This window comes from Roseibium album (assembly GCF_965233825.1).
Lineage (GTDB): Bacteria > Pseudomonadota > Alphaproteobacteria > Rhizobiales > Stappiaceae > Roseibium > Roseibium album.
On the sequence record NZ_OZ247583.1, the window covers coordinates 1,193,939 to 1,209,634 of the forward strand.

The window sequence follows — 15,696 nt, forward strand, 5'->3', positions numbered from 1 at the left end:
GATCCTTGGTTCGTGTAATCTAAAAATGAATTATGAATTAAAAATTGCATATTCACAACTTCAATGTCATTCTGTGACGCACGTTCAAACGCAGGTCCCACAAGGTTCGATTTATGAGACAAGCTGGTCGTCATTTTCTGCAAATTCCCGGCCCCAGTTCGGTTCCGGATCGCATATTGAGCGCGATCTCCGGTCAGGTGATTGACCACAGGGGGCTGGCGTTCGGCAAAGTCGGTGCGCAGGCGCTGGAAGGGATCAAAACCATCTTCAAGACCGAGCAGAACGTCGTGATCTATCCATCGTCGGGCACCGGCGGTTGGGAGGCGGCGCTGGTCAATGTGCTGTCGCCAGGCGACCGGGTTCTGATGTTTGAAACCGGACATTTTGCGACGTTGTGGAAAACGATTGCCGAGAAACTGGGCTTGAAGCCTGAGTTCATAGAAGGCGACTGGCGCGGCGGTGCCGATCCGGACCAGATCGAGGCATATCTGGCTGAAGACAGAAATCATGAGATCAAGGCCGTCTGCGTTGTCCACAACGAGACATCGACGGGGTCCGTCTCGCCGATTTCTGCTGTCCGCAAGGCAATCGACAACGCCGGACATCCGGCACTGTTCATGGTCGATACGATCTCGGGACTCGCGTCGCTCGACTATCAGCACGATGAATGGGGCGTTGATGTCACCGTTTCCGGATCGCAAAAGGGACTGATGTTGCCGCCGGGTCTTTCGTTCAACGCGGTAAGTGCCAAGGCCATGGCGGCGAACGCTTCGGCCGCATTAAAGCGGTCATATTGGGATTGGGCGGATATGGTCGGTCCGAACAAAACAGGATACTTCCCGTATACGCCTGCCACGAACCTTCTTTACGGGCTGAACGTCGCCATTGACATGCTGCACGAAGAAGGACTGGAAAATGTCTTTGCCCGACATGCGCGTCACGGGACAGCTGCACGTGCTGCCGTCCGCACCTGGGGGCTGGAAGTTCTCTGCAACAAGCAGGGACAGGAGAGCGGTGTGCTGACGGCTGTCATGGTCCCGGAAGGCCACAGCGCAGATGGGTTCAGGGCAACGACTTTGGAGCACTACGATATTTCTTTGGGTAACGGCCTGTCGAAGGTTGCCGATAAAGTATTCCGCATCGGCCATCTTGGTGACTTCAACGATCTCATGTTGGTCGCAACACTGGCGGGCGTCGAAATGGGTCTGACAAAGGCCGGAATTCCCCACAATGCAGGGGGAGTCGGAGCTGCGATGGCGATGCTGGAGAACACGCAAATCGCGGCAGAGTGACGAAAACAGTCACATTTCCAAGGGAGGAAACACACATGACCATCAAGGCAATTCTTATTGCAACAGCCGCTGCGATTGGCGGAACAAGCAGTGCCTTTGCCGCCGACATCACGCTGAAGTTTGGCCATGTCGGCAATCCTGGTTCACTGTTCGAAGCAAGCGTCGACAATTTCGCGGAATGTGTGAATTCGTCGATGGGCGGCAAAGTCGAGGTTCAGACCTTCGGCTCTTCGCAGTTGGGCAAGGACAAGGAGCTTCTGCAAAAGCTGAAGCTGGGTCAGGTCGACTTCGCGCTTCCGTCGTCCGTCATGTCTTCGGTCGATGACACGTTCGGCATATTTGAGATGCCCTACATCATCCGCGACCGCGATCACATGCGCCGCGTTCAAGACGCGATGATGGACAAGTTTCAGGCCGCTGCAAACGGTGGCGGATATCACATCGTTGGCCTGGCCGAGAACGGCTTCCGCCACATCACCAACAACACGCGGGCAATCAATGTGCCGAGTGACCTAGAAGGCATCAAACTTCGCACTCCCAACGGTGTGTGGCGTGTCAAGATGTTCACGGAATACGGCGCAAACCCGACGCCAATGGCATTCTCGGACGTGTTTACCGCGTTGCAAACCGGCGTGATGGACGGCCAGGAAAACCCCTATGCGCAGATTGCATCCGCAAAATTCCAGGAAGTCCAGAAATACCTGTCAATTACCGGCCATGTTTACACGCCTGCCTACATCCTCGCTTCGCAGAAGGGATTTGCGAAACTGCCGGAGGATGTGCAGGCCGGGTTGACCGCTTGTGCGGCGTCCACGCAGGACTTCACCTACGAAAAAGCGGCACAGCTCGAAACCGAATTGCTGGACGTGATCAAGGCTGCCGGTGTCGAGGTGAATGAGGCGAACAAGGATGCGTTCGTCGAGGCATCCGCACCGATCTACAAGGCATTCGCCGACGAGGTCGAAGGCGGGCAAGACATGATTGACCAGGTTCTGGGCCTGGCGAACTCAAACTGACGCTTGTATCGGGCAGCGGGCAATCCGCTGCCCTTTCATTCTTGTGGCTATACAGATCCGCGTGAGCCTCCCTTTGGCTCCTGCAAGAAGACAAGGCGCGAAGTGAACCAGCTCTCAATCTCACTCCTACCTCGGATTGTCACGATCCTCGGCAAAGTGCTTGAATGGATCACGATCTCGCTGATGGTGCTTCTGACCTTCGTCGTGATTTCGGCGGTGATTGCGCGTCTCTCGGGCCAGAGTTTTTCGTGGTATGACGAAGTCGCCGCGATCATGCTCGCCTGGATAACCTACTACGGCTCGGCGCTCGCTGCGCTTCACCGTCGTCACATCGGGTTTGATACGGTGCTTCTGGCGATGCCGGTCAAGGCGCGTCTGGCGGCCCTGCTGGCGGGCGAGGCAATCGTGTTGATCTTCTTTGTGCTGATGGCGCGAGCCGGGCTTCAGGTTCTCGAAGTTCTCGAAGGCGACACGCTGATCTCACTGACCTGGGTTCCGGTTCAATTCACCCAGTCGATTATCCCGATTGGCGCGATCCTGTTCATCCTGTGCCAGCTTCTCAGCCTGCCGAACTACTGGAAAGTCACCGCTGCCGGCGTTTCGCTGGAACACGCGGAGATCGAGGAAGAGGTTGAGGCCGAGATGATCAAGAACAAGGATCGTAACTGATGTTGATGGCTGCGATCTTCTGCGCACTGCTGGCGATGATCTGCATTAATGTGCCAATTGCAGTTGCGCTGGCCATGTGTGGCGTGATCGGCCTCCTGGCGGTCGAGGGCACAGGCAGTTTGGTCACGATTGCCCTGGACATGTATGACGGATCCACCAAGTTTTCGTTGATCGCGATTCCGATGTTTGTGCTGGCAGGTGCCATTATGAACGCGGGCGGGATCACGGATCGGCTGATCAATTTCGTGTCCGCCATCATAGGCTTCATCCGCGGTGGTCTGGCGATGGTCAATATTGGCGTGTCGCTGTTCTTCGCGGAGATCTCGGGATCGGCTGTAGCGGACGTCGCTGCAATGGGCTCGATTCTGATCCCGCAGATGAAAAAGCGCGGCTACTCAAAGGAGTTTTCCGCCGCCGTCACGTCGTCCTCGGCCTCTCTGGCGATTATCATCCCGCCATCGATCCCCATGATCCTTTATGCAGCCTCAGCCAATACCTCAGTCGAGCAATTGTTTGTGGCCGGCGTTGTGCCGGGGCTCCTGGGCGCTGCCGGGTTGATGGGCGTCGCCTATGCTTTCGCGAAACGCTATGACTATCCGGTGGAAGAGGCATTCAACCTGCCGCGCGTACGCGAGACGTTCAAGGACGCTCTGCCCGCTTTTGCGTTGCCTGTGATCATCCTGGGCGGGATATTCGGCGGATTTGTCACCGCAACCGAAGCCGCAGGGTTGGCCGTGCTTGCTGCACTTGTTGTCTCTGCCTGGTATCGCAACCTGAACTTGGCACATTTGCGCCGAGCGATGCTCGACGGCGGCATACAAACCGCCGTGGTCATGCTTTTGGTTGCCGCATCGGTTCTTATGGGCGGTTTCTTGACCCGTGCGCAGATCCCTCAGCAACTGGCGGAAGCGATCTTGTCCGTCACCGCTCAGCAATGGGCGATCTTGCTGATCCTGAACTTCTTTTTCCTGATCATCGGGTTCTTTCTGCACTCGGCGGCCGCGATCATTCTGGTTGTCCCGATTGTGATCCCGCTGATCTCCGCCGCGGGCATTGATCCCGTGCATTTTGGTCTCGTCGTCACCCTGAACCTGGCAATTGGCCAACAGACACCGCCGGTCGCTTCCGTTCTGATCACGTCCTGCTCAGTGGCGCGGGCGAATATTTGGGCAGTGTCCAAGGTCAACATCTGGTTTGTCGCGGTTCTGTTGGCAGTGCTGATGCTCTGCACTTACGTGCCAACGGTGCCGATGTTCCTCGTCGAGTACTTCTACCGATGACCGAAGAACTTACCCAACACCTGAATGACGGTGTCATGTGGGTGGCGTTCAACCGCCCGGAGACGCGCAACGCGCTGACATTTGCGATGTACGACGCGCTCGCAAATCTCTGCACATCGCTGCCAACCAATGGATCGATCAGGGCCATCGTTATTTCCGGTAACGGCGGAAAGGCGTTCGCGGCCGGCACCGATATGAGCCAGTTTCGCGACTTCAAGACTGCGCAGGACGCGCTGGAATACGAAGCCCGGATCGCACAGGTGCTGGACGACCTTGAACGTTGTCCGGTACCAACGATCGCAGCGATCAATGGAGCTTGCACAGGCGGCGGGGCCGCGATTGCGGCGGCGTGTGATCTGCGTATCACCTCCGCCAGCCTCAAGTTCGGGTTTCCCATCGCACGTACCTTGGGAAACTGCCTTGCCAGCGATAACCTTGCCCGCCTGTCGGATCTGATGGGAGCAGGCCGCGTCCGCGAAATCATTTTCACTGCGCGGCTGATCCTGGCTGAAGAAGCCCGGGCGATTGGCCTGGTGAGTGAGGTTCTGCCGGATGAGGCGGCACTTATGGAGCGTGCCAAGGAACTGGCACAGTTGGTCGGCACCATGGCGCCCCTGACCTTGCGCTCCACAAAAGAGGCCATGCGTCGCCGGCGAGCCGCGATTGCAGTTGAAGACGACGACCTGATCGCGATGTGTTACACCAGCGATGATTTCCACATCGGTATCGATGCATTTCTGAGCAAATCCAAACCGGATTGGACCGGAAAGTGACGGCCGCAACCGGACCCTTGACCGGTATGAAGGTCATCGAGCTTGCGCATATCATGGCAGGTCCGGTGTGCGGCTTGATGCTGGCGGACATGGGCGCGGATGTCATTAAGGTGGAAAAGCCGCAAGGCGATGATTCTCGCCGGTTCGTCCCACCCGAGATTGAAGGTGAATCCGCCGCATATATGATGATGAACCGCAACAAGCGGGGAATAGCACTGAACCTCAAGGACCCGTCGGCGCGAGACATATTGCACAAGCTCCTTTCAGATGCGGATGTCGTGATAGAAAATTATCGCCTTGGCACAATGGAACGGCTGGGTCTCGGCTATGAGGATCTGGCGGCAGTCAACCCGCGCCTGATCTATTGCGAAATCTCCGGGTTTGGGCGTACCGGTCCGTACGCTGAGCGTGGCGGTTTTGATTTGATAGCCCAGGGCATGGCCGGTCTGATGTCGATCACCGGCGAGGGACCGGGGCGTCCGCCGGTCAAAGTGGCTGCACCGATTTCAGACATCAATGCCGGTATTCTGGCGGCCATGGGTGTGAGTGCGGCATACGCAAATGCGTTGAAGACCGGCCGGGGGCAAAAAGTTGACACGTCGCTGTTTGAGGCCGCGATTGTGCAAACATACTGGCAATCGGCGATTGCTTTTTCTACAGGTGAAAATCCACAACCGCTTGGCTCAGCGCATCCGCTCAACGCACCTTACCAGGCGTTCGCAACCAGCGACGGCTGGATCAATGTTGGCGCCGCGAACCAGAGCAACTGGCTCCGTTTGCTGGATGTCATCGATACGCCTGAGCTTGATGCCGATCCGAGATTTGCGTCGAACCAGTCGCGGATGCAAAACCTGCCTGCGCTCGTCGAAATCCTGAATGAGAAACTTCAGCGGGACACGACCGCCAACTGGTTGGCCAAGATGGAAGCCGCGGCGCTTCCAGCCGGTCCGGTCCTGGGCATTCTGGAGATGCACGAGGACCCTCAGGCGGTTGCACGTGATATGATCGTGGAGACAAATCACCCCATCGCTGGCGATGTTAAAACCGTTGGACACCCGGTCAAATTCAGCAAAACACCTGCCAAAGTTGCCAGAGCCGCGCCGGTGTTGGGACAACATAGCCGAGAGGTGTTGCAACAGCTTGGGTATGATCAGGAAACTGTCGCGAGCCTGATGGCAAGCGGGGCGGTCATAGCCGCATAGTCTCCTAATAGGCCAAGGCGTAGACGTAGATCGGGGGTCGGAGTGAAACTTGCTTTGGATACAGCGCAGAAAATTGTCTCGGCCGCTTTGGACTGGCGGCGCGTCCAAGGGATGAAGCCCATTACGGTAGCTGTTCTTGATAGCGGCGGATTTTTGATGGCGCTGGCCCGCGAAGATGGCACCAGCAATCTGCGTCCTGACATTGCTCAGGGCAAGGCGCGGGGGGCTATCGGTATGGGGCTTGGCTCGCGTGCCCTGTTTGAACGGGCAAAGTCACAGCCCTATTTTATCCAGGCAATGAACAGCATTGCCGAAGGATCGCTGGTGCCGGTTCCCGGCGGCGTTTTAATCAAAGAGGACGGCCAAATCCTGGGGGCAGTTGGAATAACCGGTGACTCGTCCGACAATGATGAAACTTGCGCAATCGCGGCAATTGAGGCAGCCGGATTCACGGCAGACGGAGGCTGATCGACGCCCGAGCCGACGAGAACGGTTCGGCCGCCTCAACGTCCGGCATTCCAGCCGTGTTGCTCCGTTGAAAATCATGCTGCCGCAGCAAAAAACTCCACAGCAAGACCTAGTAAAATCAAGACCTGGCGAAAAAACGCACTGCGTGTGTGGCGGCGGCCAATTGAATCCACCGCATCACTAGGCGATCTTTCCCCAATTTGGTCTGCTTTCGATCAGTAGTGTTCGTGCGTGATTGATCAAATGGCGGTCGGAATTCTTCAAGTAGCGCTCGCCGGATGCGGTCGGAGATCGAACCTGTATTGCATTTGTGGGTTCAGCACAGCCTACTTGGACAAAAGGACTCATCCGGCCGATTGCAATAGGGCAGGTAAAGCAGTGAAACCGCCTCGTGCAAGCTCTGGTCTTGTCAGGTGGCAGCTGAAGACACCACACTGGTTCCCTTGTCCTCCCTCTGATCCTCCCCATTTGAAGCGGCCCAACTTTCCACTCCGGAATGCTCTGAAAGCAAAAGTCTCGGTGTGATCAGGCTCCCGCAACCAAACAGGATCAAGTCGCCCTGAAGAGCGGCTTTTTTGTTGGATTGGACAAGGCACATCCCCCCGGCAGAAACCAGAACAGTGACCAGGCCCGGCGCAAAAGGAAAAACTCTCAAAGCAAATCAGACAAAATTCGCTAACTCGACCTGAAGCTTCGATCTTTGAACGAAACTCTGGCCGTTTGTGCCGACAGTTGGACAAACCCAGAGTAGATTCGATAGCCATGGAACCATTTCCGAGAAGCATGTCGGAGCAACAACGCCTTGATACCTGTTCAATGACCGTTGTAGAAAGCGTCCACAATCTGTGGACTTGGTTTCAAGGGAAACAAAGCCAATTTAGTCCGTCGCGGGCCGCTCTGGAACTCAACAGGAACGTTTTTTGGAAGAGATCTACCTTACGCCGTTGACCGGATCCATTCTTGTTGTCCTGGCAGTCGGCTCCGGTCACCTTTTTCGGGACAACTGGAAAAAGCAGGAAGATGGATGGCAACGCAGAGCCTGGCTCTACGGAGTGCTCTCAGGAGGAAGTCTTTTGATGCTTGCCTTCGTTCCCTTGAAATTCTGAGACTTTCTTGCGGTGCTGAAAGGGCGCGGGTTCTGATGGGGTGGATCCTACGTTAAGGTATTTTGATCTCTATTGAAGTTTGTGGATGACATTGTCCTCTGCCTCCTCACCTCTTCGTAAAATTCCTCATACGGTTCACAATCGCAAGCATGGTGTTTTTTAGATCCCCGGGTCGCGGTCGTTCCACCGGTAGGAGAGGCCGTCTTCATACGGAGTTCGAATGTATCGCCGTTATGTATCTCAATAAGAAAAACCGGCAACTGTTTGCCGGTTTTTTGTCTTGTTCGTTTTAGCCACCAAAGTCGTCGAGCATGATGTCTTCCCGGTCGACGCCCATTTCTACGAGCATGTTGATGACCGAGGAGTTCATGATCGGCGGTCCGCACATGTAGAATTCACAATCCTCCGGAGCGGGGTGGTCCTTCAGATACTGCTCGAAAAGCACGTTGTGAATGAACCCGGTGTAACCGTCCCAATCGTCGCCGGGCTGCGGATCCGACAATGCAACATGCCATTCGAAGTTCGGGTTTTCCGCCGCCAGCTGGTCGAAGTCTTCAACGAAGAACATCTCCCGCTTTGAACGTGCGCCATACCAGAAGGTGATCTTGCGCTTGGAACTCAGCCGCTTGAGCTGATCGAAGATGTGGCTGCGCATGGGTGCCATGCCGGCACCGCCACCGACAAAAACCATCTCCTTGTCGGTTTCGCGTGCGAAGAACTCACCAAAGGGACCGGAAATCGTGACCTTGTCGCCCGGTTTCAGATCGAAGATATAGGAGGACATCTGGCCCGGTGGAATTCCCTCTGAACCGGGTGGAGGCGACGCGACACGGACATTGAGCATGATCATGCCCTTTTCTTCCGGATAGTTCGCCATCGAATAGGCGCGTTCTATCGGAACGTCGACGGTGGACTTGTACTGCCAGAGATTGAACTTGTCCCAGTCCTCCCGGTATTCCTCCTCGATATCGAATTCCGTGTAGGACAGGCTGTGCGCGGGTGCCTCGATCTGGATGTAGCCGCCGGCCCGGAAATTGACATCTTCACCTTCCGGCAGGTCGAGAATCAGCGCCTTGATGAAAGTTGCGACGTTTTCGTTCGAGCGGACGGTGCACTCCCACTTTTTGACACCGAAAACCTCTTCGGGAACTTCAATGTCCATGTCCTGCTTGACCGCAACCTGACAGGACAGGCGGTCGCCGCAGGAGGCCTCGCGTTTCGTGATATGGCTTTCCTCCGTCGGAAGAATCGATCCGCCACCGGAGTGAATCTTGACGCGGCACTGCGCACATGTTCCGCCGCCACCGCAGGCAGAGGGAACGAAGAGCTTCTGTTCCGCGAGTGTCTGCAACAACTTGCCGCCGGCGGGAACCGAAATGGTCTTCTCCCCGTTGATGGTGATGCTGACATTCCCGGTCGACACAAGCTGACTGCGCGCGACCATGATTATGGTCACCAGGGCTAGCACGATCAACGTGAACAGGATGACGCCCAGGCTGAATGTTTCCATTCCGATCGTCTCCCTTAGAGTTTGACGCCGCTGAAGGACATGAAGGCCATGGCCATCAGACCGGCAGTGATGAAGGTGATGCCGAGGCCCTGCAGGCCGTCGGGTACGTCTGAGTATTTCAGTTTTTCCCGGACACCTGCCATTGCGGTGATTGCGAGAGCCCAGCCGAAACCGGACGCAATACCGTAGGTGGTCGACTGCGCAAAATCGTAGTCGCGTTCCACCATGAACAGCGATCCGCCAAGAATGGCGCAGTTCACCGTGATCAGCGGCAGGAAGATGCCGAGCGCGTTGTAAAGCGGTGGGAAGAACTTATCGAGGATCATCTCCAGGATCTGAACCATGGCCGCAATGACGCCGATATAGGAAATCAGGCCCAGGAACGTCAGGTCGACATCGGGAAAGCCTGCCCAGGCAAGGGCGCCCGGCTTCAGCAGATACGTCAGCAGCAGATTGTTTGTCGGCACGGTGATCGCCTGAACGACCATTACCGAGATGCCGAGACCGATCGCCGTGGAGATCTTCTTGGAAACGGCAATGAATGTGCACATGCCGAGAAAAAATGACAGCGCAAGGTTTTCAACGAAAATCGCCTTGACTGCGAGTGCGACCAGGCCTTCCATCAATGAGCCTCAACCGTTTGTATTTTGAATTCACGTTCTTCGACCTGCTTCGGTTTCCAGGTCCGGAAAGCCCAGATCAGAAGCCCGATCACGAAAAATGCCGACGGTGGCAGCAGCAGCAATCCGTTCGGTACGTACCACCCGCCATTGTTGACGGTTTGCAGGATCGTGACGCCGAAAAGCGAACCCGCGCCGAACAACTCGCGAATGAAACCGACGAGCATCAGGATAAGTCCGTAGCCGAGCCCATTGCCGACGCCGTCCAGGAAAGAGGCGACTGGCGGGTTTTTCATCGCGAATGCTTCCGCACGGCCCATCACGATGCAGTTGGTGATGATGAGGCCAACGAACACGGACAGTGTCTTTGAGATCTCGTACGCGAATGCCTTGAGGATCTGATCCACCAGGATCACCAGTGAGGCAATGATCACCATCTGCACGATAATGCGGATCGAACTCGGAATGTGGTTGCGCAGCATGGAGATGAACATGGAGGAAAAACCGGTCACGGAAATCACCGCCAGTGCCATCACAAAGGACACCTGCAGCGACGAGGTGACCGCCAGTGCCGAGCAGATCCCGAGAACCTGCAAAGTGATCGGATTGTTGTCGACCAGGGGATCAACGAGCAGTTCTCTGCGCTTGTGTGCCATCAGATGTCTCCTGCTTGAAGGTTGCTCAGAAAGGTTTCGTAGCCTTCTTCGCCCATCCAGAACTTGACCAGATTGTCAACGCCGCGCGAGGTCAGGGTGGCCCCTGCAATGGCGTCGATATGATATTCGATACCGGCTGCCGGCGGCGCCTTGTCGACGGTGATCTGCAGGTCACCATTGTCGTCACGCAGTTTTTTGCCGGTCCAAAGCGCCTTCCAGCGTGGGTTGTCGACTTCGGCGCCGAGGCCGGGTGTTTCGGCGTGCTGGTAGAATTGAAGTCCGAAAATGTCGTTTCCATTGGCCTCGAGCGCAATGAAACCGTAAAGCGTCGACCAGAGCCCATATCCGTGAACCGGCAGTATGACCTTGTCGATGGAACCGTCTTCCTTGCGAAGCAGGTAGATGGTCTTGAAATTCGACTGACGGCCGATGCCTGCCGGGTCGCTGGAAAGGTCCCGGCTGAGCTCCGGGTCATCGGCGGCTGCCCGTTCGTCGAATGTCGCGACGTCAAATTCATCGGTGAACTTGCCGGTCGTCAGGTCGAGAACATGCGGTTCAAAGGCCTGAAAGGCTTCCCGGATGTTTTCGCCCGGCGTGTAGACACCCGCGACCTGCAGGATATTGATCCTCTTGTCGCGAAGCTTGTTTTCCTCCTGGATCGGCCGCAGCGAAACGGCCGCGACAGAGACGATCATGGAAGCGAACAGGCACAGGGTAACCGCAACGAACAATGTCTTGGGTACCGAGTCGGCCGGAAGATCGAGAAACCGCCGCAAGGGCCCCTTTCGGGCATTCGTGTCAGGAGTGTTGTCAGCCATACCGGCGCATCCTCCGCTTGATATTGGCTTGAACGACAAAATAGTCGATTAGCGGCGCAAACACGTTTGCAAACAGAATGGCGAGCATCATGCCTTCAGGGAAGGCCGGGTTGACCACACGGATCAGTACGACCATCACGCCGACCAGCGCCCCGTAGAAATAGCGGCCTGCGTTGGTATGCGACGCGGAAACCGGCTCGGTGACCATGAAGGCAAGGCCAAAGGCATAGCCGCCGATCACGAGGTGCCAGTACCAGGGCATGGCAAACATCGGGTTCGTGCTGGACCCGATCATGTTCAGGAGCAGCGAGAAACCGATCATTCCGGCAAGACAGCCGACGATCAGGCGCCAGTTGGCGATCTTCGTGACCAGCAGGAATGCGAGGCCGATCAGGCAGGCGAGCGTTGAGGTCTCGCCGAGACTGCCCTGCATGAATCCGAGAAAGGCATCCATCCAGGTAATCCCGGCGGACGTCAGCTCCCGGTAGCCCTCCGAAGCGCTGATGGAGAGAGCGGTCGCACCGGAAAATCCGTCAACAGGTGTCCAGACCGTGTCGCCGGACATGTAGGCAGGATAGGCGAAATAAAGGAAAGCGCGGCCGGTCAGCGCCGGATTGAGGAAATTCTTGCCGGTTCCGCCGAACACTTCCTTGCCGATGACAACACCGAAGGCGATCCCGAGCGCCACCTGCCACAAGGGCGTGGAAGCAGGCAGGATCAGCGTGTAGAGCATGGAAGTGACAAGAAACCCTTCATTGACTTCATGACCGCGGATGGTCGCGAAAACAACTTCGCAGATGCCTCCTGCCACCAACGTCGCGATGTAGATGGGGAAGAAGTAAAGCGCCCCGTGTATCATGCACGCGAATATGTTCGACGGATCCAGCCCGATGCCGAACATCTGCAAAATCCAGATTCGCCAGCCGGTCTGGGCTTCCGGACCGAGAGCCGCAAGCGCCGAGTTCGCCTGAAAGCCTGTGTTGTACCAGGCAAACAGGATGCAGGGGATCGTCGAAATGACCACGTAGGTCATGATCCGCTTCATGTCGACGTAACTACGCACATGCGGTGCGTTCTTGGTTACTGTTTTCGGCGTGTAGACGAGGGATTCCACCATCTCGTAGATGGGGAACAGTTTCTCGTATTTTCCACCCTTTTCAAAAAGGGGCTCAATACGGTCAAAGAACCTGCGCAGACCCAAAGGATCAGCCCTCCTTCTCGATCTTTTCCAGGCACTCGCGAAGGGCAAGGCCATATTCGTATTTTGCAGGGCAAGCGAAACCGACGAGACCGAGGTCTTCTTCATCGAGTTCAAGCGCGCCAAGCGCCTGCGCGGCGTCGGTGTCCTTGATCAGGAGCGCCCTGAGCAGCTGCGTCGGCAGGAAATCCTGCGGCATGAGCTCTTCAAACGTGCCCGTTGGAACCATTGCGCGACGCCCGCCATTCAGATTGCTGGTCAGCGCATAGAGTTTCTTGGAAAATGCAGAGGCAAGAACCGGCTGGAATGCATATTTTCCGGGCATCGGACGGATCCATCCGAGCGGGATCTGCTTCTTGTCTTCCTCGATCATCGAAACCTGCCGGTGATACCGGCCGACATAGCTCATCGGACCGTCAGCTTCGCGTCCGCTGAGAACGGAGCCAGACAGGATACGCGGAATGCAATCCGCGGCAATCTCGCCCTCTGCAAGATCCTCAATGGATGCACCGGACAACGTCCGAACCAGACGGGGGTTTTTTGCAATCGGACCGCAGATCGAAATCACGATGGTCGGGTCAAGGTGTCCGGTTCGTGCAAGAGCGCCGATTGCCAGGACATCCTGGTATGAAATTGTCCAGACCGACTGTTCCGCCCTGGGGGGTGTCAGAAAATGCATATGCGTTCCCGGCAAGCCGGCCGGGTGCGGGCCGGTAAAGCCAACGGGCGTGACGCTCGCGGCCGCGGCCCCGTCGAATGACAGGTCCGGAGACTGACAGAGATAGGTAGGTCCGTCCGTAAGCTTTGAAACGGCAAGGAGACCCTTTGCGAAATCATCGACGCGTTCCTCGATGATGACGTTCGCCTCCGCTGCAAGCGGTTCACTTTCCAGGGCGGTCACATAGATGGCGAGCGGTTTGCCGTCTGTCTGCGGAACCTTTGAATAAGGACGGGACTTGAAGGAGGTCCAAAGGCCTGCGGCGCAGATTTTCGTTTTGACGTCATCTGCACTCGCATCATCCGCCAGCGCACCGAAGTCGATCCCTTTGTCGTCGACGTTGTCGGCCTCGACCACAATGCTTTGCAAGACGCGACGCGCCCCGCGATTGATCGCACGGACGCGGCCGGTCACGGGCGAAACGATCATGGCCTCCGGATTGTCCTTGTGAAAGAACAGCGGAGTTCCCCGTTTGACCTCTTCGTGTTCCTGCACAAGCACCTTGGGCTTGAGACCGATGTAGTCCGGTCCGACAAGTCCGACGGTGCGCACAGGCTGTCCCTGGTGGATTTTCTGCTCTGGCGCGCCCGCGAGTGGCAGATCCAGGCCTTTTTTGATGTTTATTGTATCCATCTTAAACCCGCTGCGGATGTTCAGGAGTGCCGCAGTTTGAAACTTGCTTCATTGATGGTGATTTCGACTGGTCACGCGAGCATGACTGGCTTTCACCGATAGGCCGACTTCTGAGGATTTATTGGAATGCCAGCAGAAAAACAACTGGCGTTTCAAACTAAAAAACAGTATCAGCCCCGTAACAAAGCCCCCGTGTTGATCCCAGACTGCACCATGCATCCGGCAAGGTTAACGCATCCTTTGGCTTTTGCCCATTAGATCGAATATCTACCTTGTGATTGACACCATGAAAAAGACCCTCTTCGTTCTTGCGGCCCTTTCACTTTCTGCCTGTATGGGTGAAGAGCCGGCAAAAGTCATCACACTTTCAGGCAAGACGATGGGGACCACCTACAACATTACGGCGGTAGGTGTACCCGATGATCTTGAAGAGGCGGCTTTGTCCGGCGACGTGGAGGCAGTCCTTGCGGATGTCAACGCCAAGATGTCGAACTGGGACAAAAACTCCGAGGTGTCACGGTTCAATGTTTCTGAAGAAACGGCACCGGTTGAAATTTCAGCGGATTTCGTAACCGTGATGACGGCCGCGAACGAAGTTCACAAGCTCAGTGACGGCAAATTCGACGTTACTCTGGGACCACTGATTGAACTCTGGGGGTTTGGTCCGCGCAAGCCTGACGACCCCGTGCCCTCGGACGAGGACATCGAAGCGGCACTTGCATTTGTTGGCCAGGCAGAAAAGCTCTCGCTTGATCCGGAGGCTTCGGTGCTTTCCAAATCCGCGCCTGAAGTCGGCATCAATCTTTCAGCCATTGCAAAAGGCTTCGGTATTGATGCCGTTGCCGCGAAGCTCAAGGCGCTCGGTATCGACAATTACATGGTCGAGATCGGTGGCGATCTTGTCGCGTCCGGACACAATGACAAGGGAGCCGCCTGGAAAATTGGCATTGAAAAGCCTGAACCTGGAGAAAAGGCGGTCGAGCAAGTCGTCTCGCTTGAAGACAAGGGCCTTGCGACATCGGGCGATTATCGCAATTTTGTTGAGCACGAAGGTGTGCGCTACTCCCATATCATCGATCCGGTAACGGGAAAGCCGATCACGCATTGGACAACGTCCGTCAGCGTTGTTGCCGATGATGCCATGATGGCCGATGCCTGGGCGACCGCGATGCTGGTTCTGGGGTCCGAACGCGGTCTTGAAGCTGCGGAAGCCAACAACATTGCCGTGTTTTTCATTTCCCGTGATGAAACCGCAGACAAAAGCGCATATATTACTCAGGCGAGCAGCGCCTTCGAGGCATTGCTCAAAGAGAAGTAATTCGGTAACCGGCGTCGCTTAGAAATCTCATATGGCTACTTTCCTGATTGCATTTGTCCTCCTGCTTCTCGTCGTGACGGGCATGTCGCTTGGTGTCATTCTCATGGGGAAGACAATCAAGGGCAGTTGCGGCGGTCTTAACGCCATTTCCGGAGCGGACAAGTGCGTGGTGTGTCACAAGGACGTCGATCCGGACAGTCCGCTACGCGAGAAACTGCAATGCCCTCGCGCACGCAAGATGCTGGAAAAGATGGATAAACCGGCGGAAGTTGTCTGACCGGACTGTACCCGATACTGCCACTCCTCAAAATCCGGACCGCAACACCGAAGGCCCCCCTCTTGTTTTCGGCGTGTCACGGCTATCGGAAATTCCTTTGCCCTTTGGACGTTTCCTATTGTGAAATCCTGTCGTAAGCTCG

The 15,696-nt window shown here is 56.2% G+C and carries 16 protein-coding genes; 10 read left to right on the forward strand and 6 right to left on the reverse strand.

Annotated features, from left to right (window positions below):
- The first annotated feature begins 113 nt into the window (after window positions 1-113).
- From ACO6TI_RS05630 to ACO6TI_RS05665, 8 genes are all read left to right on the forward strand, one after another.
- On the forward strand, window positions 114-1,292 hold the full coding sequence (locus ACO6TI_RS05630) for a pyridoxal-phosphate-dependent aminotransferase family protein (protein WP_422384509.1): 1,179 nt from the start codon (window positions 114-116) through the stop codon (window positions 1,290-1,292).
- Window positions 1,293-1,327: 35 nt separating this feature from the next.
- The gene (locus ACO6TI_RS05635) at window positions 1,328-2,308 is read left to right on the forward strand and encodes a TRAP transporter substrate-binding protein (protein ID WP_055120879.1); all 981 of its coding nucleotides are present in this window, start codon (window positions 1,328-1,330) and stop codon (window positions 2,306-2,308) included.
- Window positions 2,309-2,410: 102 nt separating this feature from the next.
- Window positions 2,411-2,977, forward strand: coding sequence for a TRAP transporter small permease (locus ACO6TI_RS05640; protein WP_235808903.1), 567 nt, complete (start codon window positions 2,411-2,413; stop codon window positions 2,975-2,977).
- Window positions 2,977-4,257, forward strand: a complete 1,281-nt coding sequence (locus ACO6TI_RS05645) for a TRAP transporter large permease (protein WP_104704745.1) — start codon at window positions 2,977-2,979, stop codon at window positions 4,255-4,257. Before ACO6TI_RS05640 ends, ACO6TI_RS05645 begins: the two co-directional genes overlap by 1 nt.
- Window positions 4,254-5,030 (forward strand): enoyl-CoA hydratase, encoded by a 777-nt coding sequence (locus ACO6TI_RS05650; RefSeq protein WP_422384510.1) that lies wholly within the window; start codon window positions 4,254-4,256, stop codon window positions 5,028-5,030. Before ACO6TI_RS05645 ends, ACO6TI_RS05650 begins: the two co-directional genes overlap by 4 nt.
- Before the next feature lie 26 nt (window positions 5,031-5,056).
- Window positions 5,057-6,232 carry a CaiB/BaiF CoA transferase family protein gene (locus ACO6TI_RS05655; protein WP_422385297.1) on the forward strand — a complete coding sequence of 392 codons (1,176 nt, stop codon included), beginning with the start codon at window positions 5,057-5,059 and terminating at the stop codon, window positions 6,230-6,232.
- A 42-nt stretch (window positions 6,233-6,274) separates the two neighbouring features.
- Window positions 6,275-6,700 carry a GlcG/HbpS family heme-binding protein gene (locus tag ACO6TI_RS05660; RefSeq protein ID WP_055120889.1) on the forward strand — a complete coding sequence of 142 codons (426 nt, stop codon included), beginning with the start codon at window positions 6,275-6,277 and terminating at the stop codon, window positions 6,698-6,700.
- A 920-nt stretch (window positions 6,701-7,620) separates the two neighbouring features.
- Entirely contained in the window at window positions 7,621-7,806 is a 186-nt protein-coding gene (locus ACO6TI_RS05665; RefSeq protein ID WP_104704748.1) for a hypothetical protein, read from the forward strand.
- Between the two features lie 289 nt (window positions 7,807-8,095).
- Here the strand turns inward: ACO6TI_RS05665 and nqrF are convergent, their stop codons facing one another.
- Genes nqrF through ACO6TI_RS05695 form a run of 6 tightly spaced genes read right to left on the reverse strand, consistent with a single transcriptional unit; the run spans window position 8,096 to window position 13,959 of the window.
- Window positions 8,096-9,316, reverse strand: a complete 1,221-nt coding sequence (nqrF, locus tag ACO6TI_RS05670; protein ID WP_108876193.1) for an NADH:ubiquinone reductase (Na(+)-transporting) subunit F — start codon at window positions 9,314-9,316, stop codon at window positions 8,096-8,098.
- Between the two features lie 14 nt (window positions 9,317-9,330).
- Complete coding sequence (gene nqrE / locus ACO6TI_RS05675; RefSeq protein WP_029064970.1) at window positions 9,331-9,939, reverse strand: NADH:ubiquinone reductase (Na(+)-transporting) subunit E; 609 nt, start codon at window positions 9,937-9,939, stop codon at window positions 9,331-9,333.
- Window positions 9,939-10,592 (reverse strand): NADH:ubiquinone reductase (Na(+)-transporting) subunit D, encoded by a 654-nt coding sequence (locus ACO6TI_RS05680; RefSeq protein WP_055120896.1) that lies wholly within the window; start codon window positions 10,590-10,592, stop codon window positions 9,939-9,941. The genes nqrE and ACO6TI_RS05680 overlap by 1 nt, the downstream gene beginning before the upstream one ends.
- Entirely contained in the window at window positions 10,592-11,410 is an 819-nt protein-coding gene (locus tag ACO6TI_RS05685; RefSeq protein ID WP_055120897.1) for a Na(+)-translocating NADH-quinone reductase subunit C, read from the reverse strand. The genes ACO6TI_RS05680 and ACO6TI_RS05685 overlap by 1 nt, the downstream gene beginning before the upstream one ends.
- Complete coding sequence (locus tag ACO6TI_RS05690) at window positions 11,403-12,611, reverse strand: NADH:ubiquinone reductase (Na(+)-transporting) subunit B (RefSeq protein ID WP_055120899.1); 1,209 nt, start codon at window positions 12,609-12,611, stop codon at window positions 11,403-11,405. The genes ACO6TI_RS05685 and ACO6TI_RS05690 overlap by 8 nt, the downstream gene beginning before the upstream one ends.
- Before the next feature lie 4 nt (window positions 12,612-12,615).
- On the reverse strand, window positions 12,616-13,959 hold the full coding sequence (locus tag ACO6TI_RS05695) for a Na(+)-translocating NADH-quinone reductase subunit A (protein WP_196896763.1): 1,344 nt from the start codon (window positions 13,957-13,959) through the stop codon (window positions 12,616-12,618).
- 286 nt (window positions 13,960-14,245) lie between these two features.
- Here ACO6TI_RS05695 and ACO6TI_RS05700 point away from each other — a divergent pair, with 286 nt between their 5' ends.
- The gene (locus ACO6TI_RS05700) at window positions 14,246-15,277 is read left to right on the forward strand and encodes an FAD:protein FMN transferase (protein WP_422384511.1); all 1,032 of its coding nucleotides are present in this window, start codon (window positions 14,246-14,248) and stop codon (window positions 15,275-15,277) included.
- Window positions 15,278-15,308: 31 nt separating this feature from the next.
- Window positions 15,309-15,554, forward strand: a complete 246-nt coding sequence (gene nqrM, locus ACO6TI_RS05705) for a (Na+)-NQR maturation NqrM (RefSeq protein ID WP_422384512.1) — start codon at window positions 15,309-15,311, stop codon at window positions 15,552-15,554.
- Window positions 15,555-15,696: the final 142 nt, after the last annotated feature.